This is a genomic window from Collinsella sp. AF29-7AC (assembly GCF_003475665.1).
Classification (GTDB): Bacteria; Actinomycetota; Coriobacteriia; order Coriobacteriales; family Coriobacteriaceae; genus Collinsella.
Genome location: NZ_QRQX01000027.1, coordinates 1 through 23,122, shown reverse-complemented (window position 1 = coordinate 23,122; position 23,122 = coordinate 1). Strand labels below are relative to the sequence as shown.

General features: G+C 60.9%; 19 protein-coding genes and 1 tRNA gene. 1 reads left to right on the top strand and 19 read right to left on the bottom strand.

Annotation, left to right across the window (positions count from 1 at the left end; genetic code table 11):
* Window positions 1-82: 82 nt before the first annotated feature.
* The 6 genes from DWZ15_RS09530 to DWZ15_RS09505 all read right to left on the bottom strand — a co-directional run bounded on the left by DWZ15_RS09530 (window position 83) and on the right by DWZ15_RS09505 (window position 6,372).
* Window positions 83-1,066 carry an SIS domain-containing protein gene (locus tag DWZ15_RS09530; protein ID WP_229077274.1) on the bottom strand — a complete coding sequence of 328 codons (984 nt, stop codon included), beginning with the start codon at window positions 1,064-1,066 and terminating at the stop codon, window positions 83-85.
* A gap of 191 nt (window positions 1,067-1,257) precedes the next feature.
* Window positions 1,258-2,091: a PTS system mannose/fructose/sorbose family transporter subunit IID gene (locus DWZ15_RS09525; RefSeq protein ID WP_117640939.1), complete on the bottom strand. Its 834-nt coding sequence runs from the start codon at window positions 2,089-2,091 to the stop codon at window positions 1,258-1,260.
* 13 nt (window positions 2,092-2,104) lie between these two features.
* Window positions 2,105-2,899 (bottom strand): PTS sugar transporter subunit IIC, encoded by a 795-nt coding sequence (locus tag DWZ15_RS09520; protein WP_117629035.1) that lies wholly within the window; start codon window positions 2,897-2,899, stop codon window positions 2,105-2,107.
* Window positions 2,900-2,935: 36 nt separating this feature from the next.
* Window positions 2,936-3,859 (bottom strand): PTS mannose/fructose/sorbose transporter subunit IIAB, encoded by a 924-nt coding sequence (locus tag DWZ15_RS09515; RefSeq protein ID WP_117839835.1) that lies wholly within the window; start codon window positions 3,857-3,859, stop codon window positions 2,936-2,938.
* 204 nt (window positions 3,860-4,063) lie between these two features.
* The gene (locus DWZ15_RS09510; protein WP_158572524.1) at window positions 4,064-5,146 is read right to left on the bottom strand and encodes a DMT family transporter; all 1,083 of its coding nucleotides are present in this window, start codon (window positions 5,144-5,146) and stop codon (window positions 4,064-4,066) included.
* A gap of 233 nt (window positions 5,147-5,379) precedes the next feature.
* A complete protein-coding gene (locus DWZ15_RS09505) occupies window positions 5,380-6,372 on the bottom strand; it encodes an SIS domain-containing protein (RefSeq protein WP_117655856.1) in 993 nt (330 codons plus the stop codon).
* 205 nt (window positions 6,373-6,577) lie between these two features.
* Here DWZ15_RS09505 and DWZ15_RS09500 point away from each other — a divergent pair, with 205 nt between their 5' ends.
* The gene (locus tag DWZ15_RS09500; RefSeq protein WP_118328424.1) at window positions 6,578-7,300 is read left to right on the top strand and encodes a GntR family transcriptional regulator; all 723 of its coding nucleotides are present in this window, start codon (window positions 6,578-6,580) and stop codon (window positions 7,298-7,300) included.
* Window positions 7,301-7,843: 543 nt separating this feature from the next.
* Here DWZ15_RS09500 and DWZ15_RS09495 read toward each other — a convergent pair.
* The 13 genes from DWZ15_RS09495 to DWZ15_RS09435 form a co-directional block, all read right to left on the bottom strand.
* Window positions 7,844-8,434: a GNAT family N-acetyltransferase gene (locus tag DWZ15_RS09495; protein ID WP_118450657.1), complete on the bottom strand. Its 591-nt coding sequence runs from the start codon at window positions 8,432-8,434 to the stop codon at window positions 7,844-7,846.
* Between the two features lie 78 nt (window positions 8,435-8,512).
* A complete protein-coding gene (locus tag DWZ15_RS09490; RefSeq protein WP_117583859.1) occupies window positions 8,513-9,538 on the bottom strand; it encodes a low specificity L-threonine aldolase in 1,026 nt (341 codons plus the stop codon).
* 45 nt (window positions 9,539-9,583) lie between these two features.
* Entirely contained in the window at window positions 9,584-10,447 is an 864-nt protein-coding gene (locus tag DWZ15_RS09485) for a phosphatase PAP2 family protein (RefSeq protein WP_118450655.1), read from the bottom strand.
* A gap of 88 nt (window positions 10,448-10,535) precedes the next feature.
* Window positions 10,536-14,168, bottom strand: coding sequence for a transcription-repair coupling factor (gene mfd / locus DWZ15_RS09480; protein ID WP_118450653.1), 3,633 nt, complete (start codon window positions 14,166-14,168; stop codon window positions 10,536-10,538).
* Between the two features lie 120 nt (window positions 14,169-14,288).
* The gene (nth, locus tag DWZ15_RS09475) at window positions 14,289-14,954 is read right to left on the bottom strand and encodes an endonuclease III (protein ID WP_118450651.1); all 666 of its coding nucleotides are present in this window, start codon (window positions 14,952-14,954) and stop codon (window positions 14,289-14,291) included.
* Window positions 14,955-15,017: 63 nt separating this feature from the next.
* Entirely contained in the window at window positions 15,018-16,820 is a 1,803-nt protein-coding gene (locus DWZ15_RS09470) for an ABC transporter ATP-binding protein (RefSeq protein WP_118450649.1), read from the bottom strand.
* 127 nt (window positions 16,821-16,947) lie between these two features.
* Window positions 16,948-18,303 (bottom strand): DNA recombination protein RmuC, encoded by a 1,356-nt coding sequence (gene rmuC / locus DWZ15_RS09465; protein ID WP_118450647.1) that lies wholly within the window; start codon window positions 18,301-18,303, stop codon window positions 16,948-16,950.
* Window positions 18,304-18,426: 123 nt separating this feature from the next.
* Window positions 18,427-18,861, bottom strand: coding sequence for a hypothetical protein (locus DWZ15_RS09460; RefSeq protein WP_118450645.1), 435 nt, complete (start codon window positions 18,859-18,861; stop codon window positions 18,427-18,429).
* 678 nt (window positions 18,862-19,539) lie between these two features.
* The gene (locus DWZ15_RS09455) at window positions 19,540-20,172 is read right to left on the bottom strand and encodes a hypothetical protein (RefSeq protein WP_118450643.1); all 633 of its coding nucleotides are present in this window, start codon (window positions 20,170-20,172) and stop codon (window positions 19,540-19,542) included.
* Between the two features lie 288 nt (window positions 20,173-20,460).
* Window positions 20,461-21,000, bottom strand: a complete 540-nt coding sequence (gene rbr, locus DWZ15_RS09450) for a rubrerythrin (protein WP_055252097.1) — start codon at window positions 20,998-21,000, stop codon at window positions 20,461-20,463.
* A 114-nt stretch (window positions 21,001-21,114) separates the two neighbouring features.
* Window positions 21,115-22,020: an adenine glycosylase gene (locus DWZ15_RS09445; protein WP_117564952.1), complete on the bottom strand. Its 906-nt coding sequence runs from the start codon at window positions 22,018-22,020 to the stop codon at window positions 21,115-21,117.
* A gap of 21 nt (window positions 22,021-22,041) precedes the next feature.
* Window positions 22,042-22,527, bottom strand: a complete 486-nt coding sequence (locus tag DWZ15_RS09440; protein WP_118450641.1) for an Rrf2 family transcriptional regulator — start codon at window positions 22,525-22,527, stop codon at window positions 22,042-22,044.
* A gap of 359 nt (window positions 22,528-22,886) precedes the next feature.
* Window positions 22,887-22,964, bottom strand: a tRNA-Asp gene (locus DWZ15_RS09435).
* Window positions 22,965-23,122: the final 158 nt, after the last annotated feature.

Sequence of the window (23,122 nt, the reverse complement as noted above, 5' to 3'; positions counted from 1 at the left end):
CCCCCCCCCCCAAAGCAAAAAAGGGGACGGGGCGCAAACCCCATCCCCTCTCAATCAACCCGTAAGGTCTACTTACTTGTGATTAGTAGGAAAGCTTCCACATGTAGCGACGCATGGTCAGCGGGTGCTGACGGGCCTCGGCGATCTGGTTGCCGTACTCGCGCATAACGGCGAGGTGCAGCAGCGGGTTGAAGTAGGTGATGACGCTCGCGGGCACGGCGTCAGCCAGGCCGTAGTCCTTGGAGTCGATCAGAGCGACCTTGGCGCCCATGCGCTCAAGGAAGGTGAGGGCGCGGGCGTCCATCGGACGGGTAGCACCATCGGACATGAAGAAGACGTAGGGCTTACCCTCGGTGGAAACCTCGAACGGGCCGTGGAAGTACTCGCCGGTGTTGTAGGCGGCGGCGTCGATCCACTGCATCTCGGTGAACAGGAAGGCGGCGTGAGAGTAAGCCATCTTCTCGGAGGCACCGGAGGCCATGAAGTAGATCATCTTGTCGTCCTTGAAGTCCTCGGCGAACTTCTTGGCGAGCTTCTTGCAGTGCTGAGCGGCGTTCTCGCAGAGATCGAAGACGTTGGTGAGGCCGGTGATCATGTCCTCGTAGTGGTCATAGCCCTCGGTCTGCTGAAGGATCTCGAGAGCAAGAGCGATGGCGTAGCCGGGCTTCTCGCACTTGGCAGCGTAGTTGGCGTGGAAGCCGTGAACGATGACGTGGTCGGCGTCGACGGTCAGAGCGGAGCCAGCCTTGTTGGTGAGGGAGACGACCGGGCAGTTGTGCTTCTTGGCGGTCTTGTTGGCCTCGACGGTCTCGGGCGTGGAGCCACCGAGGGAGCAGGTGATCACGAAGGTGTGCTCGTTGACCCAGGAAGGCGTGTCGTAGTTGAACTCGTTAGCGGTGAAGATCTGAACGTTCAGCTTGTCCGTGTTGTTGGCCAGGAAGTACTTGGCGGGGTAAAGGTCGGACATGGAAGCACCGCAGCCGACGAAAGCGACGCTGTGAATCTCGTGGTTGGACAGGACGTCAGCGACGATCTGCTTAGGGAGGTTAAGGTCGATCTCGTACATCTGACACATTCCTTTCGATTTGTTGCGGCGCCACATTGCCGGACGCTCGCAGGGTTACCGTGGTTAGGACCGAGTCGCCGGCCCGTTGAGGATGTGACAAAGGAACTGTCCCTTTGTCACATGTTAGGGATGGAAGCCTGCCTGGGGTATGGGATGCCAGGCAGGCCCCCGGGGGAAGCATTGGGTCGCGACTAGGCCAGGATGCCGGCCGCGGAGAGGGCGATGCCGCCCACAATGGCGATCACGAGAAGCCAACCGGTGTTGACGTTCTTCTTGATGAGCCAGTACATAAGGCCGGTGAGGCCGAGGGAGATCATCTGGGGCATCATGCCGTCCAGGATGTCCTGGATAACGACGGTACCCTCAGCGAACTGCAGCGGGGTGGTGGCGCCGATCAGTGTAGCGATCATGCCGCCCACGGACATAAGACCCACGATGCCGCAGACATACATGAGCTTCTCCATGAGGTCGCCACCCTGGAGCTTGCTCAGGTACTCGTGGCCGCCCTGGTAGCCGATCTTGGCAGCGAACCACGTGATCAGCACGGAGGGCACGATGGAGATGAGCATGGCCAGGATCGGACCCATGATGGAGCCCTGCTGAGCCAGCTGAACGCCCAGGCCAAAGGCGATAACGCGGATGGTGCCCTGGAAGAAGGAGTCACCGATGCCGGAAAGCGGGCCCATGAGGGAGGTCTTGACCGCGTTAATCGAATCGGGATCGAAGTTCTCGGGATCCTTGGCGTACTCCTCCTCCATGGAGGCGGCGAGGCCCAGGATGAAAGCGCTCGTCTGCGGGGTGCAGTTGTAGAACGCCATGTGACGGTGGTAAGCCTCTTTCTTAGCAGCGAGCTGCTTGGGGTCGGACTCGTCCGGATAGAGGCGATCGAGCGTGGGGACCATGCCGTAGAGGAAGCCCATGTTCATCTGACGCTCGTAGTTCCAAGAGGCCTGGATGGCCCAGGAGCGCCAGAAGAACTGGCTGACCTTCTTGTTCAGGGACACGTCCTTGGTTGCGGTTGCCATAGTGTGTTCCTCCTTAGTCTTCGTCGTCTTCGAGCGGATCGTAGTCGGAATCGACACCGGCGGCTGCATGGGAGCCATTGAACTTGAAGCCCATGAAGACGATAGCCAGGCACACACCGATCAGAGCGACCGCGATGACGGACAGGTTGAGGTAGGCGGCGAGCAGGAAGCCGATGAACAGGAACGGGGTCATACCCTTCTTGATCATCATGGTGAGCAGCAGGGCCAGACCGTAGGCGGTCATGATCTTGGTCGAGACGTTCAGACCAACGGACAGCCACTCGGGAACCATGTTGACGATGGCTTGGACCAGGTCGGTACCGACAAAGACGGCCAGGAAGATCGGCAGGAAGTACATGATGGCGTACAGACCGGAGCCGGCGCAGATGTGCATACGGTAGGCGGTCTTGAACTTGCCGTTATCAATCGCGCTATCGGCCACATGGGTGAGGGCGGCGATGATGGAACGGAACACGATGCCGAGGAGCTGACCCAGGACGGCGACCGGGATGGCGATCGTCATGGCGGTCTCGGCGGAAGCATCGGTCAGGCACGCGAAGGCAGCGGCCACGATGCCGCCCAGGACCATATCGGGCGGAACGGCGGCGCCGACCTGCACCAGGCCCATGGACACGAGCTCGACGGCGGCACCGACGGCAAGGCCGGTGGGCACATCGCCCAGCAGCAGACCGACGAGCGTAGCGCCAACGAGGGGCTGCTCGAAGTTAAGACGACCGAGCAGGCGGGAGTCCCACATGCAGAACACGCCGACGAGGCCGACGAGCACCGCACTGATGAACGTATTCATACCCTTCTCCTTTCAGTCAGGCAAAAGCCTGGTTGATTACAGCTTGGCGTCGATGTCGACGCTCTGATACGTAGGGGTCTGCTGGACATAGAGCTTGATGCCCATGTCGAGCAGCTGGTTGACGTCGGCCTTCTGGGTGGCGTCGAGGAAGACGGAGCTGTCCTTGCCGCCGACCTGATCGGCACCGTCGTGGTTGGCGGTGGCGCCCAGGTTGATGGCGTCGAGCTTGTAGCCCTGGCAGAACTGCAGCATCTCGGCAGTGTTGCCAAAGACGAACATGACGCGCTCGCCGAGGGTGTTGAGCTTGTCCATCTTGGCGAGGGCACGCTCGACGGTGAAGACGTTCAGGCGCACGCCCTGGGGCTTGGCCAGCTTAAGAGCGCCCTTCTTGATGTCATCGTTGGCGGCAGCGTTGTCGACGACGATGATGCGCTCGGCCTGAACCTTGGTGGTCCAGGTAAAGACGACCTGACCGTGCAGCAGACGGTAGTCAAGACGTGCGAGGACGATCTTGGCGGGACCGGAGCTGTGACGGGGCGCCTTAGCCTTCTTGGCGGGAGCCGCGGCAGCCTCGACCGGTGCGTTGGGATTGGTCAGACCGGTGCGGGCCTCGTTGATGAGGGCCGCGAGCTCGGCACCCTTGACGGGGGCGGGGCTCATAGCGAGCGTCAGTGCCAGCGGAATGTTGAAACCGCTGATCACCGTGAATGCCGCACCGTTGCGGGAAAGCTCGACCATGCTGTTGTTGACCGAGCTGCCGAGCATATCGGTCAGCACATAGACAGTGTCGTCCGCGTTGAACGTGGCGATCATGGCGTCCACCTTGTTGGTGATGGGCTCCTTGTCGTCACGAGCAAGCGACACGACGTGGACGTTCGACACGTCGCCGAGAACCATCTCGAGCGTGTCTTTGGCGCCTGCGGCCAGGCCGCCATGAGATGCGAGAATGATCTGATTCATCTTGCCTCCTCCTTTTCGTTATGGTCATTATAACGTCTTATACGTTGCGGATATTGCTAATTAGTATAAAGACCGTTCGCGGGTGAAAATCGACCGTTGACGGGTTTAACGCAATCGAAACGATGGTCTTGGGTAGGTCGGCGCTGGCTAGGCACCGCCCGGCCAAACGCCGGGCGCTACCTGCTCAAACACTCCGCCAATCCCCTATCGCACGAAGTACCAGGGGCTTTCCTGCACGGTGGGCTCCAGCGTAATGCCCGTGCGCTCGCGGAACAGATCCATGTCCTGCGATTTCTCCGTCCACCACGCGTTGGGCTTAAAGGTCATGCTCTCAATGACATGACCGACAAACACACTGTTGCGCAGCTTGGAGAAGTCGGTGTTCATAATCAGGATGGACGCGAGCACCAGCACGATGCCCAGGACTTTGATCGCGCCGGCGGGCTCGGCATAGACACCAATGCCCACCAGTACGGTGACGACCGTCTCGAATGACATTACGACGGGAACTTTCGACGTCTCGAGCCCCATGGATAGACCCTGCATATATAAGATATAAGCCACGGCCGTGGGGATGAGTCCAAAGCCAAGGAACAGCAGCAGCAGCTGTGGCGACATTGCCGCGGCGACATCCGGCCACGGAGCCGCGATAGCCGCCATAACCACACCGCCAAAAACAAAGCCCCAAAACGTGACAGCCAGCGGGTGGACCGTCTTGGTTGCTATTCGGCTAAACACCGCGAGCGACGCACCGCAAAGGCCTGCAATCACGCCCGACGTGACGCCCCAAACCGAAAAATGAAAACCGGAAAGGTCGCCATTGGTCACCGCAAGCACGCAGCCAACGATGTTAAAGACAATGGCGATGAGTTTGTTGAGGGTCACGTCCTCGCGATAAAGGACGCGGCCGAGCGCGACGCCAAACACCGGCGACGTGTAGAGCAGCACCGATGCCGTGGACATGCCCACCTCGCGCATGCACTCGTAATAGCAGGTGTTGGCGGCAGCCAAACCGACGATACCGACAAGCGCGCAGGAAACAAGCTCTTTAGGGCTTGCCTTGAACAGGGTCAGCGGACCCTGAACCACGGTAGACCCCTCACCCGGACGGCAGCCCATAAACATCAGGACCGGCGCCAAGATAAGCGCTCCGACCAACAAGCGAAAGGCAGCCATGCTCTGGGACGAAACGCCCATGGCCGAGATGCCGTTTACAAAAATTCCGATGCTGCCCCACATAAGCGCGGCGATCAGCACCAGCACATAGCCCAGATTGCTCCTCTTCAACGCAGCCTCCTCAGTATTATTTCCAATATGTTTCATGCTACGTTATAGTCGTTATATACATTTTTCAAGGCACAAATCGGCGAACGGGAAATCTCTCGACACAAGGAGTGTCCCCAAGTGCCGCTCTAGCAGTTGCGGTGAAATAGTTCTCAAACAGAGGCTTCACACTCCCAAACAGGAACTATTCCACCGCAACTCATGAGGGGTATTGGGCTGTTAGGCCGCTCTATCCCTTAGTAATCCAGCTTCCACATGTAACGGCGCGTCATGTAGTCCTTGTGGGTGACGGCGGAGAGCGCACGCATGTAGACGTTGTTGAGGATCGGGGCAAAGATCAGGTGGTTGAAGTACTCGCTCACGCTGTCCTTGATGTCGTTGAGGCCGAGCTCCTTGGCGTCGAGCTGGTAGACGCGCTCACCACCGTACTGGTTGACAAAGCGAATGCCGCGCTCGTCGTTGCAGCGGCTGCGGCCGACGCTGATGAGCTGGAACAGCGAAGTGCGCTTGTCCAGGATCTCGAAGGGGCCGTGGAAGAAGTCGCAGGTGTTGATGGTGCAGGAGTCGATCTGCAGCATCTCCTGCACGTTGCAGATGCTAAAGACGTAGGCGGCACCAAAGAGCGGGCCCTGAGCCATAACGTTGATGCAGGGCTTGTCGGCGTTCTGCTCGGCCCACTTGGCTGCGAGCGGACGGGTGTACTCGACGGCCTTGCGATAGATGGGATCGACCAGGTCGAAGGCGGCCATAGCGGTCTCGTACTCGGCATAGCCCTCGGTCTGCTGCGTGAGCTCCATGGCGATCATGGTCACGACGGCGGAGTTGGTGCGGCCCATGCAGGACTCGTCGACGGCCAGGCTGTCGTACTGAATCTTGTAGTCGCAGACCTCGGTGAGGGCGGACTCGTCAACATAGATGGCGATGGTGCTGGCGCCGTGGTTCTTGGCGACCTGGGCGGCGACGATGGTCTCCTTGGTGCCGCGCATGGACACGACGACGGCCAGGGTGTTCTCGTTGACGTAGGCAGGCGTGGCGTGCACGAACTCGTTGCTGGTGTAGCTGGAGCTCACGACCTGCGTGGCCTCGTGCTCCATAAAGTACTGGGCAGGATAGTTGCCGCCGTTGGATCCACCGGCGCCAATCCACACGACGCGCTTGATGCCGCCCTTGTCTGCCTTGTCAGCCAAAACCTGGGAGACGACGTCCTTAACCTGTTCCTGAGTAGTCATCGTGCATCAGCCTTTCTTCTCGTTTGATGCTCTCGATGGCATACAAGTTACATACATGTTTTGGTTATGTCGACTAGTTGTATGCTATATTTGTCTTAGAAATTTTGCTGGTAAAGTTTTCGGCAAGCCATTACCAGCGGTTTTGTTGTCATGTTGGATACATGCTTGGTTCTGTAAGCATACAAGTTAGATACAGGTTGTTCGCATGAGCACTTCGTCGAAAAAGAACTTGACCCAATACGAGCGTCTGGCGGCAACGCTTCGCGACCGCATTGCCGCCGGCACCTACGCCCGCGGAGATAAACTGCCGTCCGAGATGGAACTCATGGACGAATCGGGCCTGTCGCGCAGCACCGTGCGCCATGCCCTTAAGGTGCTTGTTGACGAGGGCCTGATTCGAACCGAGCGCGGGCGCGGCGCCTTTGTGGCCGACACACCGGCGCTCCACGAGAACAACCTGGTGTTTTCGAGCTATACCAAGCAGGTCGAAGGCCAGGGTATGAAGCCCACCACGCGCACGGTGGACTCGGGCTTTGCCAAAGCAATGGGCAGCGTGGCCAAGTTCTTTGACGCCAGCGTGGGCAGCAAGCTTGTCAAACTTGTCCGCCTGCGTTACCTGGACGATGCGCCACTGTGCCTGGAGACCACCTATTTGCCGCCAAGCTTTGGGTCGCTCATCGATCGCGATATCAACGGTTCGCTCTACGCCACGCTGCGCCAGGAGTTCCATCGCGCGCCGGCGCAGGGGCATAAGACCTTTGAGGTGTGCTATGCGTCGCAAAACGAGGCATTTTTGCTCAACGTCGAGCGCGGGCAGGCGCTGATCCTGATCACCGACTACGTCTACGACACCGACGGCCGTCCGCTCCATGTCTCCAAGCGCATCCAACGCACCGACCGCGCCAAATACACCGAGCCCATCGGCTAGCGCGCCAAACCAGGCAAAATGCACATAATATACGTTTTACCTGCGGTTTTTATAAAATCTCAAACCAGCATGGCGCAAATGCCAGCATCGCCTGGCAACGCACGCCGTCCAAGCTCAACTGTTCCTGCCCAGAATATCCAGCACCGTAAACCTAAGTGAGTAGACTTTTCGCGATCTGCCGAGCACACCCAAAACAGCCATCTCTGTGACCTGCGATTTTAGTAAGGCAGATACGCTTTGTGCTCGCCCTGCGCCAAAAAGTCTACTCACTTAGCTCGCAAGGCGTCCCGAGGGGACGATTCAGGTCAAAATAGCATACGAACGACGTGCTTCTTGCGGCGATTTGATGCCACAAGACAGCCAAAAACCTGCCAAAAAGGGACAGGTTTAGTTTGGTCGGTTTTATCTGGGGTTTTGCCGCATCCGCAGGTCAATCGCCTTGGTCATACACACCCAAAACAAAAGCCGCCGCGAAGGTATCCGCATCCTTCGCGGCGGCTTGCAACGTTTGCCCAGATAAAACCTGCCAAAATAAACCTGTCCCTAAATGGTAGGTTTGGGGAGGTCGGGGAACCAGGTTGGCTTAGGTTGGTTAGGGACGCGCTCGGCTAGGACCAACTCCATCCAACACATGTCGTACCAGCGGCCGAACTTTTGGGCGCAGCGGTCAAAGACGCCCACCAGGCGGTAGCCCATATGGGCATGGAAATCCTGACTGTTGTGCGTCAGATACTCGTCGTCCTTGTCGTGCGGCACGGCAATGAGCGCGCACATGTTGGTGATGCCCATCGCGATCAGGCATTGCTTGAGCGCGTCATGCAGCTTGCGGCCCAGCCCGCCGTGGCGCGCGTCGCGCGCCAGATAGATCGATGTCTCGACCGACCAGTCGTATGCCTCGCGGCTGTTAAGCGCGCTCACATAGGCATAGCCCACTGGGTGCCCGTCCAGCTCCATAACCAAATACGGGTAGCGCTTGAGCGTACGCTCGATGCGCCCGGCGAACTCCTCAACGCTCGGCACCTCGTATTCGCAGGTTATCGCCGTCTCGCGTACATACGGCTCATAGATGGCAAGCAGCGCCGGCGCATCATCGGGCGTCGCCAGGCGAATCGTCGGCTCGGACATCTCGGGCATACAGCCCCTCCCCCACAAAAGCAAAGGCCGCCCTGCGCCAAACCCAGGCGTAGGGCGGCCCCTCGTCATTACATCAAGCTACAGGACAGCCGCCAGCGCGTCGATGTCCTCCTGCGTCGTGGCCCAGCTGGTGCAAAAGCGCACCACGGTGTGGGTCTCGTCGTACTTTTCCCAATACTCGATCGCGGCATGCTCGCGAATGCGCGCCATGTCCTCGTTGGGCAGAATCACAAACTGCTGGTTTGTGGGCGTCTCCAAGAAGAACTGGTAGCCGCGCTCGTGCAGCACGCGACGAAGCGCCTGCGCGGTTTCGATCGCCTGGCGACCAATCTCAAAATACAGGCCATCGGTAAAGAGCGCCTCAAACTGCACGCCCGTCAGGCGGCCCTTGGCCAGCAACGCACCGTGCTGCTTAATGCGCGGAATGGGATGCGCCGGAGCGTGCATGCCGCAAAACACCACGGCCTCGCCGCACAGAGCGCCGCACTTGGTGCCGCCGATGTAGAACACGTCGCACAGCTGTGCCAGCTCGGGCAGAGTGAGGTCGCACTCGTCGGCTGCCAGCGCATAGGCCAGGCGGGCGCCATCCACAAACAGCGGAATCTCACGCTTCTGGCACACCGCATGAATTGCCGCGAGCTCGGCCTTGGAGTACAGCGTGCCGTACTCGGTCGATAGGCTCACGTACACGGCGCCCGGGAACACCGTGTGCTCGTAGCTCTCGTTTTCGTAGAACACCTGGATATAGTTCTCGAGGTCCTCGGCGTGCATCTTGCCCTCGTAGCCGGGGATGGTGAGCACCTTGTGGCCGCCAAACTCGATGGCGCCCGCCTCGTGGCAGGCGACGTGACCAGTCTCAGCAGCAACGACGCCCTCGTAGGGCGCAAGCAGCATGTCGATCACCGTCGCGTTGGCCTGCGTGCCGCCCACCAGAAAAAACACGTCGGCATCGGGGGCCTGACAGGCCTCGCGAATAAGGTGCTTGGCACGCTCGGTGTGCGCATCGGTGCCGTAGCCGGGCTGCGGCTCCATATTGGTGTCGACGAGCGCCTGCAGCACCGCCGGATGGGCGCCGTGGGAATAGTCGTTGTTAAACGCGAGCATGGCAATCCTCTCTTACCGGGTATCGGCCAGATGATTCAAACGGGGCTATTGTACGCCGTTGGGATAGGCAATGCGCGCGGCAAGACACTCAAGTGCCAGCACCAGGGCAAAGCCGCAGCTCACGTCACTCAAAAAGTGCGCTCCGATCACGATGCGGCCAAAAGCGACGAGCGCCGCAACCACAGCGGCAGCCCAAAAGACCACGCGGCGGCGCGACGGCCTTTCCTTAAAGGCCGCCGCGGGAAGCCCGGCGAGCATAAGGCCGATCGCCGCGTGCGCGGTGTGCCCGCTCGCGAACGACTTAAAGCCGTCCTTGATCACGCCGGCGGCAATATAGCTCCACTTATCGGGATTGCCGATCACCCACCACGGCTGAAAATTGAGCCCCGGCGTGACCTCGATCACGCGCATGCGTGGGCGCGACCACAACGGCTTAACAATGACGTTGAGGATGATGGCCTGAGCGACCCACACGGCCAGCACCATCAACGCCCAGCGCGTGAGCTCGTCGGGATCGGTGTCGCGTGTGAGGCGGTAGGCGATAAGGTTGGCAGCGATGACCAGCACAAACGTCAGCACCAGCTGAAACGCGATGAGTTTGCCGCCGACACGCTGCGATCCGACAATCTCGTAGCCGAGCAGGCCCACGTTGATGAGAATGCCCAGCGCGGCGAGCCACTTGCTTGCCTTGGAATCGGGGCGCACCGCTCGCACGAGCATAACGCCCGCGATGCTCGCCGTCAGCTCAAACGGTAGCTCGCCGGCCGCCTCGACAAAGCGACCGTACATGCTGCCGATGTTGAACAGCGCGCTCGAAATCTGATAATCGAAGAAACTGCCCACGCCCAGACAAAGACACAGGACAACCGCGATAATGGCGACATCTTTCTTATAGATGTATCCGAACATGCTTTCCTTTCGATGGGGCTGGAATCAACCTGCGAGGTGGCGGGGCGAAGGACAACTGGTAGCTCTGCCCCGCTACGCCCCCTACTTGTTAGTCATCGTCGCTCGCGCCTAATTGCTGCAGCAGCATGAGTGCGGCCGCCACGGGGCCGGCGCCGTCGTTGGCGTCGAGGCCGCGACCCAGGCCGCTGCCCGCACCGGCGCCCGCCTTGTAAGGCACCGACAGCTTGCGGCTCTCGGGGAAGTTCACCGCGCCATAGCGAGTCTTAAGCTCATAGGCCACCTTCTTGGGCACGTCGACGCCCAAAAACGTGATGCGGCCGCCGCTGAGCGTGACGCTCTCGAGCCCCAGGCGCTCGCCGCGAATGCGGATTCGTGCGCGATTGAACAGGTTGAGTCCCGCCAACGGCAGCTCGCCATGTGCGGCCTCGGTCTCTTCCTGCACCTCATCGATGCTCTCCAGGTCCTCGGCCGCCGCGAGCTTACGGTACACGAGCACGCGCTGATCCACCGCCGGTAGGTACTCCTCGGACAAGAAGTAATCGGCCGGCAGGTTAATGCCCACGCTCGCCGCCTCCACGCCGGCATCGTCATCGCCGCGCGCCTCGGCCACTGCCTGGCCCAGCATCTGCGTAAACAGGTCAAAGCCCACGCTCGACAGGTTGCCGTGCTGCTCGGCACCCATGAGCGAACCGGCGCCGCGAATCTCTAGGTCGCGCATGGCGATGCGCATGCCGCTGCCCAGGTCCTGGAACTCGGAAAGTGCGGTCAGGCGCGCCGTTGCCTCCTCGGTGAGCGGCAGCTCGCCCGGGAACATAAAGTACGCGTAGGCCTGCGTGGCAGAGCGGCCCACACGGCCCTTGAGCTGGTAGAGCTGCGCAAGGCCCAGGCGCTGCGAGTCCTCGATGATGAGCGTGTTGGCGCACGCGTTGTCGATGCCGCTCTCCACGATGGTCGTGGCAATGAGCACGTCGATCTTTTTGGTCGCAAACTCGATCATCACGTCCTCGACCTCGCGCGGGCTCATCTTGCCGTGCGCCACGCCCACGCGTGCCTCGGGCGCGGCCTCGTGCACGCGCGCCACGGCGTCGTCGATGGTCTTGACGCGGTTGGATACGTAGTACACCTGGCCGCCGCGACCCACCTCCAGGCGAATCGCCGCGCTCACCACGTCGGGGTCGTACTCCCCCACGTGCACGATCACGGGACGGCGCCCGGTCGGCGGCGTGGTGATAAGGCTCATGTCGCGCACGCCGCTCGTCGCCATCTGCATGGTTCGCGGAATAGGCGTTGCCGAAAGCGTGAGCACGTCGATCTGCTCGCGCAGGTTCTTGAGCTGCTCCTTGTGCTGCACGCCAAAGCGCTGCTCCTCGTCGATGATCACCAGGCCCAGGTTCTTGGGGTTCACATCGGCCGAGAGCAAGCGATGCGTGCCAATGAGCACGTCGATCGTGCCCTCGGCAAACGCCTTGAGCGCGCGCTTTTGCTGCGCCGGCGTGCGGAAGCGGCTGAGCACCTCGACCTCCAGGCCGAACGGGGCAAAGCGCTCAAAGAATGTCTCGTAGTGCTGCTGGGCCAGAATGGTCGTGGGGCAGAGCACCATAACCTGACGGCCGGAGTCCACACACTTAAACGCCGCACGCAGGGCGACCTCGGTCTTGCCGAAACCCACGTCGCCGCACAGCAGGCGGTCCATGGGCTTGGGCGCCTCCATGTCGGCCTTGATGTCGGCGATAGCCTCCAGCTGGTCGCGCGTCTCGTCGTAGGGGAAGCTCTCCTCCATCTCGATCTGTTCGGGCGTGTCGGGCGGGCAGGCGATACCGGTAATCGACGAGCGGCGCGTATACAGGTCGACCAGGTCAAACGCCAGCTTTTTGGCGTTCTTGCGTGCCTTGTTGGTGGCACGCGTCCAGTCGGCGGTATTGAGCCTGGTCAGGCGCGGCTTGTCGCCGTCGGGGCCAACATAGCGTGTGATGCGGTCGACCTGCTCGAGCGGCACGTAGAGCTTGTCGCCATCGGCGTATTCCAGCAAAAAGTAGTCGCGCTCCTTGCCGCCCACTTCCTGGCGCGCAATCTCGCTGAAGAGCGCGATGCCGTGAGTGGCGTGCACCACATAGTCGCCCGGCTTAAACGGGAACGTGATCTGCGTAATGTCCACCTTGCGGCGGCTGCGCGCGCGGTTGGCGTCCATGCGGGCGTTGAGGTCGGCGATCGAGAACACGGCCAGGTTGGCATCGGGCACCACCACGCCCTGCGGCAAGGCGGCGTCCACAAAGGTCACGCGCCCGCGCGAGATGGTGGGCACGGCGGCGCCGGCGGCAGCCTGCGCGGCGCCCGCCTCGAGCGAGCGGGCGTTGAGTGCGTCGGCGCGGCGCTCGCGGATTGCAGCATGGGCATCCTGGCGGGCAGCACGGTCCGCAGAATCTGCCGCTGCCACGCGTACGTGCTCGCCAATGACGCCGGCATTTTCGGGCGCCGCGGTCAGCGACTCCTCAAAGGTAATGCCCTCATCGCCAAAGGTGAGCTCCATCGACTCGCGCGCACCGCGGTCGGGGATGGCAAACACGCAGGCGTAGCGCTTGCCCACGACTTCCTGGATGCGCGTCATAAAACGGTTGTCCGAGCCTGCGATAGCAGGCTGCTCAATCTTGAGCTCTGCCGTCACCGCGCCGCCGGCACGGATGAGGCTTACGTAGTTCAAGCGCTGCTGGGCACCAAAATCGAGCTGTTGGGCGCGCACGTACAGACCGTCCAGGCGGTCAATCCCCGCCTCACCGGCACGCGCCTCGATATCCTCGTAAGCGCGCAGGCAATCGTCGAACAGCGAGCGCGGCTCGGACAGAACCACGAGCGCCTTGCCGCCCACGTGCGCCAGCGGGCTTACGGTCTGGCCGTACATCACCGGCAAAAAGCGGTCGAGCTCGGGCGTGACGATACGCGCATCCACCATCTCGAGCAGCGCCGCCAGTTTGCTGTCGTCCTGGCTTGCGCGGTAGAGCGCCACGTGCATGTTGTGAACAGCATCGTCGGTAAGCGCCAGCTCACGGCAGGGGAAGATCTCGATACTGACCTCGTTGCCGATGGTCTGCCCCGTTGAGCTCACCATGCGGCGGATGCGATCGATCTCGTCGCCAAAGAACTCAATGCGCACGGGCGCCTTCTCCTGCGCGGGAAACACCTCGACGGTGTCGCCGCGCACACGAAACAGGCCGGGCGCATCGGCGGCACCGGCATTGGTGTAGCCCATGCCCACCAGGCGCTGCGGCACCTCGTCAAAAGGAATCTCGTCGCCCACCGTAAAGGTAGTGGACTCCCAATAGCGGCTCTCGACCGGGGGCACGCAACGCAACAGCGCGCGGGCCGAGGCAACCATGATGCAGTTGTCCCCGCGCACGATGCGCCCCAGAGCCTCGCAGCGCTGCGCCACTACGGCGTCGTCGGGCGCCTGCTCGCGCCACGGATAGTCCTTGCGCTCGGGAAAACGGCACACGTGCGCCAAGCCCACATAGGCGGCCAAGCTGCGTGCGGCGCGATCGGCAGCGTCCTCGCCGCTCACGATATAGACCGTGGGGCGCGGACGGCGCGCAAACTGGGCGGCGGCCATCAGCGTGCGGCCCGACTGCGGCACGGCCAGCGTCACATCCTCGCCAGCATCGAGCCCGGCCTCAACGGTCTGCAGGGCCTCGGCAGTGTAGAGCTGCGCGGCTATACGGTGAATGAGCATGTGGTCCTCCGGCATCGCAACGCCAAAAGCCCGCTGAGGCAGGCTCGGCGGGTCGTACGTCAAAGTTCATTGTTTGTCATGGTAACGCATGGGCCAAGCGCGACGGCGCTGGCCATGCCGCTACCCCAAAACGCGCACGCTAGGGCAAAGGTCTGCCAGCGGGCACTCGTCACACTTGGGCTTGCGGGCGTCGCAGATCTCGCGGCCAAAGGTGATCCACTGGTGGTTGACCGACTCCCAATACTCGTGCGGCAAAATCTTGAGCAGATCCTGCTCGGTCTTGAGCGGCTCCTTGGCGTGCGTCTTGGGGCTCAGCATCAGGCGGTGCGCAATGCGGTTGACGTGCGTATCGACCGCGATGCCCTCGACGATGCCAAACCCCACGTTGAGCACGATGTTTGCCGTCTTGCGCCCCACGCCCGGCAGCTTGACAAGCTCCTTCATGTCGGCCGGCACCTCGCCGCCGTAATCGACGACGATCATCTGCGCGGCCTCCACGGCGTGCTTGGCTTTGCTCTTGTAGAAGCCGAGCGACTTGATGGTGTCCGCCACGTCAGCTACGCTCGCCCCGGCCATGGCCTCGGGCGTGGGCCACTGGGCAAACAGCCGCGGCGTCACTTTGTTGACCTGCGCATCGGTCGTTTGCGCCGAAAGCAGCACCGCGATCAGCAGGCGGAAGGGATTCTCGTGGTCCAAAAAGCACTCGACCGGGCCATAGCGACGGTTGAGGCGCTCACACACCTCGATGGCGCGCTCGCGCTTGGCGGCATTGGTCTCGCGTGGCATAACGACTCCTCGGCTCAACGGTACAATAAACTTATGGGCACAATTGTCCCACGTCCGAGACGTTTACGCCTCCAAGAATGCGCCGGTCTGACGGCTCCACAGGTTCGCGTACTCGCCGCCCGCCTCGACGAGCTGCACATGCGTGCCGTCCTCGACGATCTCGCCATCCGCCAGTACCACGATGCGGTCGAGCGCCGCCACGGTGGACAGGCGATGCGCCACCACAATGGAGGTGCGGCCGCGCATCAGGTTCTCGAGAGCTTCCTGCACCAGCGCCTCGGACTCGCTGTCCAGGGCAGAGGTCGCCTCGTCGAGCACCAGAATCGGCGCGTCGGTGAGAATCGCGCGGGCGATGGCCACGCGCTGACGCTGGCCGCCCGAGAGCTTGACGCCGCGCTCGCCCACCATGGTGTCAAAGCCACGAGGCAAGCGGTCGATAAACTCCAGGGCGTTGGCCAGGCGCGCAGCCTCGCGAATCTGCTCATCAGTGGCGTTGGGACGACCGTAGGCAATGTTTTCTCGAATGGAGCGGTGGAACAGCAGCGCTTCCTGCGGCACGTAGGCAACCTGGCGGCGCAGGCTCTGCTGCGTGCAGCGCGAGACATCCTGACCGTCCACGAGCACGCGGCCGCCCTGGACATCGTCCAGGCGCAGCAGCAGCTTGGTGAGCGTCGTCTTACCCGAGCCCGATTTGCCCACCAGGCCCACGCGCTGGCCCGCCGCCACATGAAGTGTCAGGTCATCGAACACGTTCTCGCCCGCCGCAGCGTCACGGTACGCAAAGCTCAGGTGCTCAAAATCAATCGCGCCCTCGCTCACCTTGAGCTCGGGGGCATCCGGGTCGTCTGCCACCAAGCGTGGCTCGTCCAGCACGCGCGTCATCTCGGCCGCATCGCCCAAAGCGCGGTTGATACGCTGCATCATGGAACTCACGTAGTTCAGGCGCATGGTGAGGTTGTACGTATAGGTAAAGATCATGACGAGCGAGCCGGCCGAGATGCCAAACCACGCGTTGCCGCCCGCCACAAACACGCTCACCACCGCCATGGTGATGACGATAAGGCCCGAGGTCGTAAAGTTGCGCTGCATCATGGCGTGCATCGAAACCGTTTCGGCATCGCGCGCGGCGCGGTCGGCGGCATCGAACAGGTCGCGCTCAAAGTCCTCGCGCCCGCAGGTCTTGACGGCCAGGATGTTCGTAACCGCGTCGGAAAGCACACCCGACAGCTTGTTCTGAGCGGCGGACGTCGCGGCCGAAAGCGGCATGATGCGCTTGTACATAAGCCAGACAAACGCGATGTAGACGACCATGATGGCAACCAGGATCACGGTAAATGCGGGCACCACCGGGGCGAGCGCCGCCACCGTGCAGATGACCGAGGTGATGGTGGGGATGAGCGAATACACCGTTACGTCCACCAGACCCGTATAGCCGCTCATAAAACGGCTTGTCTGGCTCACAAGCGATCCGCCAAAGCGGCTGGTATGGAATGTCATGGATTGGTTGGAGAGCGTGTCGAAGCACAGACGCGCCAGGTGATAGTTGCCCGCAATCTCGAGCTTGTAGACGGTGTAGTCCTGTAGCTTGGAGAGGATCTGACCCACCAGGTTAACGAGTACGAGCGTCAGGATATAGGGGCCGAAGACCTCAAACACCTGGTCACCCGCCACGGGACCGGCTTGAATGCGGTCGACAATGAGGGCCATCACATAGGTATTGGCAAACGTCAGCAAAAAGATGTAGCCCGCCGACGAGAGCACCGAGAGAAAGACAATCAGCGGCTGTGTGCGCGTGACACCCCAAAACCGCTGCAGCGTGCGGCGCACGGTGGAGCGGCTGAGCGGACTGGTGCTTCTCTGAGACATGGGCTTCCTTTCGCATCTGATAGGGCGAAACGCCATTGTTGCACATTGAAGCGCACTTCAGGCAAGCGCGATGCGAAAAGCGGTGGGGCACCCGCGTTTACGCCGGCGCCCCACCGTCTTGTTGCAATTAGCCCTCGTCTTCTTGATCTGTGGGAAGGCCCGCGGGCGTGAGTCCCAAGATCTCATCGGCTTGGTCGGCATCTTCCAGCGCGTCGATGTCCTTGAGTTTGCGCTCCATGACGTTGGTGCGCGTGGTGATGATGCCCTCGACCGTTTTACCCGCGGTCTCGATCTGCTGCTGGGCGCGGCGCAGTGCCGCCTGATAACGTGGCAGCTCGGCCTTGACGGCGGAGAGCACGCGCAGCACGTCGTCGGTACGTTTTTGCAGCCTAAACGTCTGGTAGCTCATCTGCAGGCTGTTGAGAATGGCGGCCATGGTGCTGGGGCCGGCAACGTTGACGTGATAGTCGCGGCCCAGGGTCTCAATAAGCCCGGGGCGACTGACGACCTCGGCATACAGGCCCTCAAACGGCACGAACATAATGCCAAAGTTGGTGGTCGCGGGTACGCTCAGGTACTTTTCGCAGATGTCCTTTGCCTCGCGCTTCACCATCATATCGAGCGCCTTGCGCGCAGCGGCAACGGCCTCCGCGTCGCCCGACTCCTGCGCGTCGAGCAGGTGCTCGTACGCGTCGCCCGGAAACTTGGAGTCAATCGGCAACAGCACGGGGTCGCCCTCGTCCACCGGCAGCTTGACGGCAAACTCAACGCGTTCCGAGGCGCCGGGCTTGGTGGCGACGTTTTCCAGATACTGGTCGGGCGTGAGGATGTCCGCCAGGATCGCGCCCAGCTGCACCTCGCCCAAAATGCCACGCGCTTTGACGTTGCCCAGCACGCGCTTAAGGTCGCCCACGCCGGTGGCGATAGACTGCATGTCGCCCAGGCCCTTGTACACGGCCTCGAGCTGGTCGCTCACCTGTTTAAACGATGCCGACAGGCGATCGTTGAGCGTACGGGAGAGCTTCTCGTCCACCGTCGCACGCATCTGATCGAGCTGCACGTTGTTGTCTTTGCGGATGGCGCCCAACTGGGCATCGACCGTCTCGCGCACCTTGTCCAGGCGGTGCTCGATGCCTTCGCGGTTGGCGCCAAGCTGTTGGGCCGTCTCGCGGCGCAGGTCATCCATGCGGTCGCCGACCTGCGAGAACTCACGCGCGATGGTCAGGTAGCGCTGCTGCTCTACGGCGGCGTCGGTCGTCTGCTGCTGCGCGATGGCATTTGCCGTGCGGCGGGTTTCGGCCAACGCGACGTTCAGGGTGTCGAGCGTGCTGTTGGCCTGCTCGAGCGCTGCCAGCGTTTCCGCGCTACTGTCGCCACGCTCCCGCAACTCGGCACGCAGGCTCTTGAGCTGGAGGGCGCAAGCCACAGCAACCCCCACCGCCACCAAGGCGATCACAACAAGCACAATATCAATAGCAGACATAAACTCCGCCCAACAAACCCAATCGAGCACCAATCAAAACCGCGATCAATCTTACCCTGTCAAACGCAGCTCATGTCCAATCGAGCGCAGACAAGTTACCTTTGCACTATGGGTGCTGGTCCGCTAGCTCTCCCAGCTGGCGCGGATGGTTGCTGCGGCATCCCCCAAGCGCTGACCGAGAGCTGCCAAGTGCTGAAGTACCTCATTGGGCGAGGCGCCGTTGAGAATGCACGTGAGGGCATATGAGGCCAAGAAGATTACCGCGAGCCCCAGCGGGATCAGCACGATCATCGCCAGCGTACGCAGGCGCTGGGCCCAGCGACGGTGACGCGCACGACGTTTATCGAACGCGAGCTCCTGCGCATATGAATCCTGCTGTACGGAATAGGCCTCTGGCGCCGATTCACACCCGGGCACAGCTGCAGGTACAGCAGCGGGCACGACATTTTGCGCAAAGGGCTGGGCTGCCGCCCCGTGCATTTGCATCTCCATGAGTCGTTGCTGCTGACGCAGCATGCGCTCAGCTTGTCGCTGCGGAGTCTCAAGAAACAGATCCATGCTGGCCTCCAAAATCGGAGCATTCGACGCTTACGACCAGCATCCCGCACCGCCATGACCGCGACAACGTAATCGCTGGCAATAGCCACAAAGTTTCTTTTGCTCAAAAGCTGTCGAAAAGCTCAACAACTCCCCTACCAGCACTTTCTCTGAGCTTTTTTCGCCAGCAATCTTTTGGCCTTCCACTCTTACGCCAACTGACCAAAATCTAACCAAAAGCTTGACGAAAACTGTGAAGACAAGGACCTCGGGCAGAATGCTCAACCCCAAAAGGAGTGTCTGGACAGTTAGTTCAGATTTGTATAATTCAGGCCCTCTCAATCAACACGAAAGTCATTCGATGAGCGCCCATGATCCCCCGCAATGGGCGTCCGAAGCATTATTCAGGCACTCCAAGCCATCTAAAAGCATCCAACAGGCCTTCAGGAGTACAAATAGCGGCCCATAAGCCGTCCGAAATATACAAATCTGAACTAACTGTCCACACCCACACAAATGTGCCACCCCAAAAGGGGCGGCACATAAACTTAATTATCAGCTTTTCTGTAGCGAGCACGCGACGACCCGAAGCCGGAGCGCAGGGCGGGGAAATACCTTTGCCTCGCGCGACTCTGCGAAGCCGTGAGCGAGAGGGAAAGGTATTTCCCCGCCCCGCGCTCAGCAGTCGGTGAAAGCAGATTACATGCCCGCGAGACCTCGGGCTGCGGTGGCACACATAAACGCCAGGACCAGGATCACGAGTGAGCCCGCGATGTCGACCAGCACGCCCATTGCGCGACGCTCAAACAGCCAGCTCTCAAAGTGCGGAGCGACGTTGCGCCAAACACGCCACAACAAGATGCCCATGCCGATGACGCCGGGAATATTGAGCAGCAAAATCTCGGAGCACAAGAGGCCAATCAGGTTGCCGGCGGCAAAGCCCGCATCGCCCTCGCAGTATTTGCGATAAATCATGTACAACATGTATGCCACAAACGGCTGCAGGCACGCAGAGATAAACGTAACCACCATCGAGGGGTCCTGAGAAAAGGCATCGGTGAGCTTATCCACGCTCGTGGCATCCTTAGAGGCCAGGAACAGACCAATGACCACCACGGGCACCACGCCCAAGATGACCTCGACCATCGTAAACAGCTTGGCAGTCAGGTCCTCGCTCGCCGAATTCAAATAAGGCGCCCACTCAGGATGAGCATGCGCACCGACCCTCTTGTCCTTCTCGGCACGATCGGCCTTTTTGCCCTCGGCAACCCGACGACCAGGATCCTTGCGAGTCCCCGCCGCAGCAAACCGAGTCCGAGACTTCTTACCCATAACCAACACCTCACAAGAGGAAACGAATAACCAACGCTGCCCAGTGTACCCCACCCATGAACGATGCCGTCCCAACCAGCCCCCACACAAAAACGTGCCGCCCCAAAAAGGGGCGGCACACAAACTTTAGTATCAGCTTTTCTGTAGCGAGCACGCGACGACTCGAAGCCGGAGCGCAGGGCGGGAGGCCGGATTGCCTTCCCTCAACGCGACCCTGCGGAGCCGTGAGCGGGGAGGGAAGGCAATCCGGCCTCCCGCCCTGCGCTCCGCAACAGCCAGCGCCAAGCGCTAGTAGTTCACCACCTGCTCCTCAAAGTACGCCTTGGGGTGGTTGCACACCGGGCACACCTCAGGCGCCTCGGCACCCACATGCAGGTGCCCGCAGTTCAGGCACTTCCACACCTTTACGCCCTCACGCTCAAACACCTCGCCCGACTCGATGCGCTCGACGAGCTTGTTGTAGCGCTCCTCGTGGGCCTTCTCGACGGCGGCGACACCACGGAACTTTGCGGCAATCTCGGCAAAGCCCTCTTCCTCGGCGGTCTTGGCAAACTCGTCGTACATCGTGGTCCACTCGTAGTTCTCACCCGCGGCGGCATCGCGCAGATTGTCCAGGGTATCGGGGACGGCGCCATCGTGCAGATACTTAAACCACAGTTTGGCGTGCTCGGACTCGTTGCCAGCCGTCTCGGCAAAGATGTTCGAGATCTGAACGTAGCCGTCCTTCTTTGCCTTGGAGGCATAGTAGCGATACTTGGTGTGTGCCTGGGACTCACCGGCAAAAGCGGTCTCGAGGTTCTTCTTGGTTTGGGAATTCTCAAAATCCATAGGTGTACTTCCCTTCAACGCATGCCGCCCGTAGGCTTCGAGCGGCCTCGTCTTTAGGATGCCCTCATGTCGGAAATCTAAACCTTACAATCCTGTTCTTCAGATTTCCACGGGCTAAATGCTCAGCCAGCGATCGCCCTCGGCTCGGCAAAAGCCCTCACGCTCCAGGTCGGCCAGAATGCCCGCGACAAGCTCGCGCTCGACCGGCCCGCGCCCAGCCGCCGCTTCCATATCGTTAACGCCCACCACGGCATCAGCAAGCGTAATCCCCGCCGGTTGGCCATCGCGCGCTGCCAGCAACATGCGCACGATATGCGCGCGCTTTTGGCGACGTGAGCCCTCAAACTTTGATTGACGGCTATAGCCCGCCGAGCGCCTGGACGGATTGGGCAACGTTTTTTTTAGATATGCGCCGTAGTCCAGCAACGCGTAATACCACGCGCGCGGCGTGTCGGCATCATCGAGCGGCACGGCAAAGGGAGCGATCTCGTCGGTCGCCGCACCGGGGACCGCCGGACAGGCCGCCTGAATCAGCGGCACCAGCTCGCGGTCGGGAACAGCCGGTACATCGGGAAAGAAGTGATGCAGAAAGACCGTGCGCACGTTGGTCTCCAGATACACGCCTGGAAGGTCAAACGCAAACGACCGGATACCTTGCGCCGTTGCCGGGCCAATACCAGGCAGAGCGACCAAGTCACGCGTCTCACGCGGAAACTCACCGTCCCAGTCCTCCACAACGCGCTGAGCGGCCTTGTGGAGCGCCAGAGCGCGTCGGTTGTAGCCCATGCCCTGCCAAGCGTCCAAAACATCGGAAGGCGCGGCTTGGGCAAGCGCCTGCACGGTCGGAAAGCGATCGAGCCACGCCGGCATACGCGTCTCCACGCGTGGCACCTGTGTTTGCTGCAACATGACCTCGGAAAGCCAAATGATGTACGGATCGCGCGTGCGGCGCCACGGAAGGTCGCGATAACGCAGGACCCCTTCCGAACGAATCATCGAACGAAAGGGGTCCTGAATCATATCTATGCTCCTTATGCGGCGCTATTCCTCCCGGCATGTATACGCACAGGTGGCGTACTCGGGAAACGCTTCGCGGTCGGCGAACTTGGGATCGACGGCCGGGAACTGGCGGTGAGCGACGATGTCGCCGAGCGAAACGGAATCGAGGTAGTCGCGCATCAATGCTTGAGCTCCGGCCCACAGGGGATGATAGCAGCACGTGCCCATGCGCGCACAGTCGCCATCGGGTGCGGTGCAATCATTCATAACCATAGGGCCCTGAACGGCCTCGACGACCTGACGAATGGTAACGTCGTCCGGACTGACCTTGAGACGCATGCCACCGTGGACGCCACGCAGGCTCTCCACAATACCGGCCTGGACCAAACCGTGCTGAATCGAACGGGCAAACGAATACGGGACATTGATCTCTTCGGCAGCGGTGCGAACAGAAAGCAAACGCTCCGGATCCTCGGCAAGCATCGCCAGCATACGAAGGGCGTAATCAGTCTTCCTCGATATGTCCATTTTTCCCCTTTCAAGGAATACGAACAGCTCGAACGAGCTCCGGGGCCGAGCTTGTGTCGAGACGCTAAATGACCGCTAGGACATCCAAATGGTAAATCGGATATCCACTGAGTGCCGCGCTTGGAGCGAAATGCATCAGATGCGGCCTACAGTGCAATTTAGTATAACCTAACCCCCTGTCTCGTTGAACAGGTGTTGCGCAACAAAGCTGTTGTTTAGACAGATATGCTTATTAGATTTTACTTGCGTTCCCGAAGGGGCGGGGATTCTGGGCGAAGATGCGCCAGGGCGATCGTTCTATCGAAACAAAGTGCATCAAACGCAAAAAGCCACGTCCGAAGACGTGGCTTTAATTGCGTTGGCGGGAAGTACGGGGCTCGAACCCGCGACCTCCGACGTGACAGGCCGGCGCTCTAACCAAACTGAGCTAACTCCCCAGGCAGGCGTTCGCGTTTGTTTCCGCTCGCGTGCGCTGCGGGGATTAGTATACACAGAAGTCTGTCCGGCGCGCAACAACTTTTTTGAAAAAATTTTTCGGTCCCTCCGGGACCTTGATTATCGACTTTATCCGAACACCTCCCACATTCATCCGTAC

Bases quoted from the DNA above. Each gene is read 5' to 3' on its own strand.
- DWZ15_RS09445 (WP_117564952.1), bottom strand. From the start codon at position 22,020: ATGATTCAGGACCCCTTTCGTTCGATGATTCGTTCGGAAGGGGTCCTG.
- DWZ15_RS09440 (WP_118450641.1), bottom strand. From the start codon at position 22,527: ATGGACATATCGAGGAAGACTGATTACGCCCTTCGTATGCTGGCGATG.
- rbr (WP_055252097.1), bottom strand. From the start codon at position 21,000: ATGGATTTTGAGAATTCCCAAACCAAGAAGAACCTCGAGACCGCTTTT.
- DWZ15_RS09500 (WP_118328424.1), top strand. From the start codon at position 6,578: ATGAGCACTTCGTCGAAAAAGAACTTGACCCAATACGAGCGTCTGGCG.
- DWZ15_RS09485 (WP_118450655.1), bottom strand. From the start codon at position 10,447: ATGTTCGGATACATCTATAAGAAAGATGTCGCCATTATCGCGGTTGTC.
- DWZ15_RS09515 (WP_117839835.1), bottom strand. From the start codon at position 3,859: ATGAATCAGATCATTCTCGCATCTCATGGCGGCCTGGCCGCAGGCGCC.
- DWZ15_RS09455 (WP_118450643.1), bottom strand. From the start codon at position 20,172: ATGGGTAAGAAGTCTCGGACTCGGTTTGCTGCGGCGGGGACTCGCAAG.
- DWZ15_RS09525 (WP_117640939.1), bottom strand. From the start codon at position 2,091: ATGGCAACCGCAACCAAGGACGTGTCCCTGAACAAGAAGGTCAGCCAG.
- nth (WP_118450651.1), bottom strand. From the start codon at position 14,954: ATGCCACGCGAGACCAATGCCGCCAAGCGCGAGCGCGCCATCGAGGTG.
- DWZ15_RS09520 (WP_117629035.1), bottom strand. From the start codon at position 2,899: ATGAATACGTTCATCAGTGCGGTGCTCGTCGGCCTCGTCGGCGTGTTC.
- rmuC (WP_118450647.1), bottom strand. From the start codon at position 18,303: ATGTCTGCTATTGATATTGTGCTTGTTGTGATCGCCTTGGTGGCGGTG.
- DWZ15_RS09530 (WP_229077274.1), bottom strand. From the start codon at position 1,066: ATGTACGAGATCGACCTTAACCTCCCTAAGCAGATCGTCGCTGACGTC.
- DWZ15_RS09470 (WP_118450649.1), bottom strand. From the start codon at position 16,820: ATGTCTCAGAGAAGCACCAGTCCGCTCAGCCGCTCCACCGTGCGCCGC.
- DWZ15_RS09495 (WP_118450657.1), bottom strand. From the start codon at position 8,434: ATGCCCGAGATGTCCGAGCCGACGATTCGCCTGGCGACGCCCGATGAT.
- DWZ15_RS09460 (WP_118450645.1), bottom strand. From the start codon at position 18,861: ATGGATCTGTTTCTTGAGACTCCGCAGCGACAAGCTGAGCGCATGCTG.
- DWZ15_RS09490 (WP_117583859.1), bottom strand. From the start codon at position 9,538: ATGCTCGCGTTTAACAACGACTATTCCCACGGCGCCCATCCGGCGGTG.
- mfd (WP_118450653.1), bottom strand. From the start codon at position 14,168: ATGCTCATTCACCGTATAGCCGCGCAGCTCTACACTGCCGAGGCCCTG.
- DWZ15_RS09505 (WP_117655856.1), bottom strand. From the start codon at position 6,372: ATGACTACTCAGGAACAGGTTAAGGACGTCGTCTCCCAGGTTTTGGCT.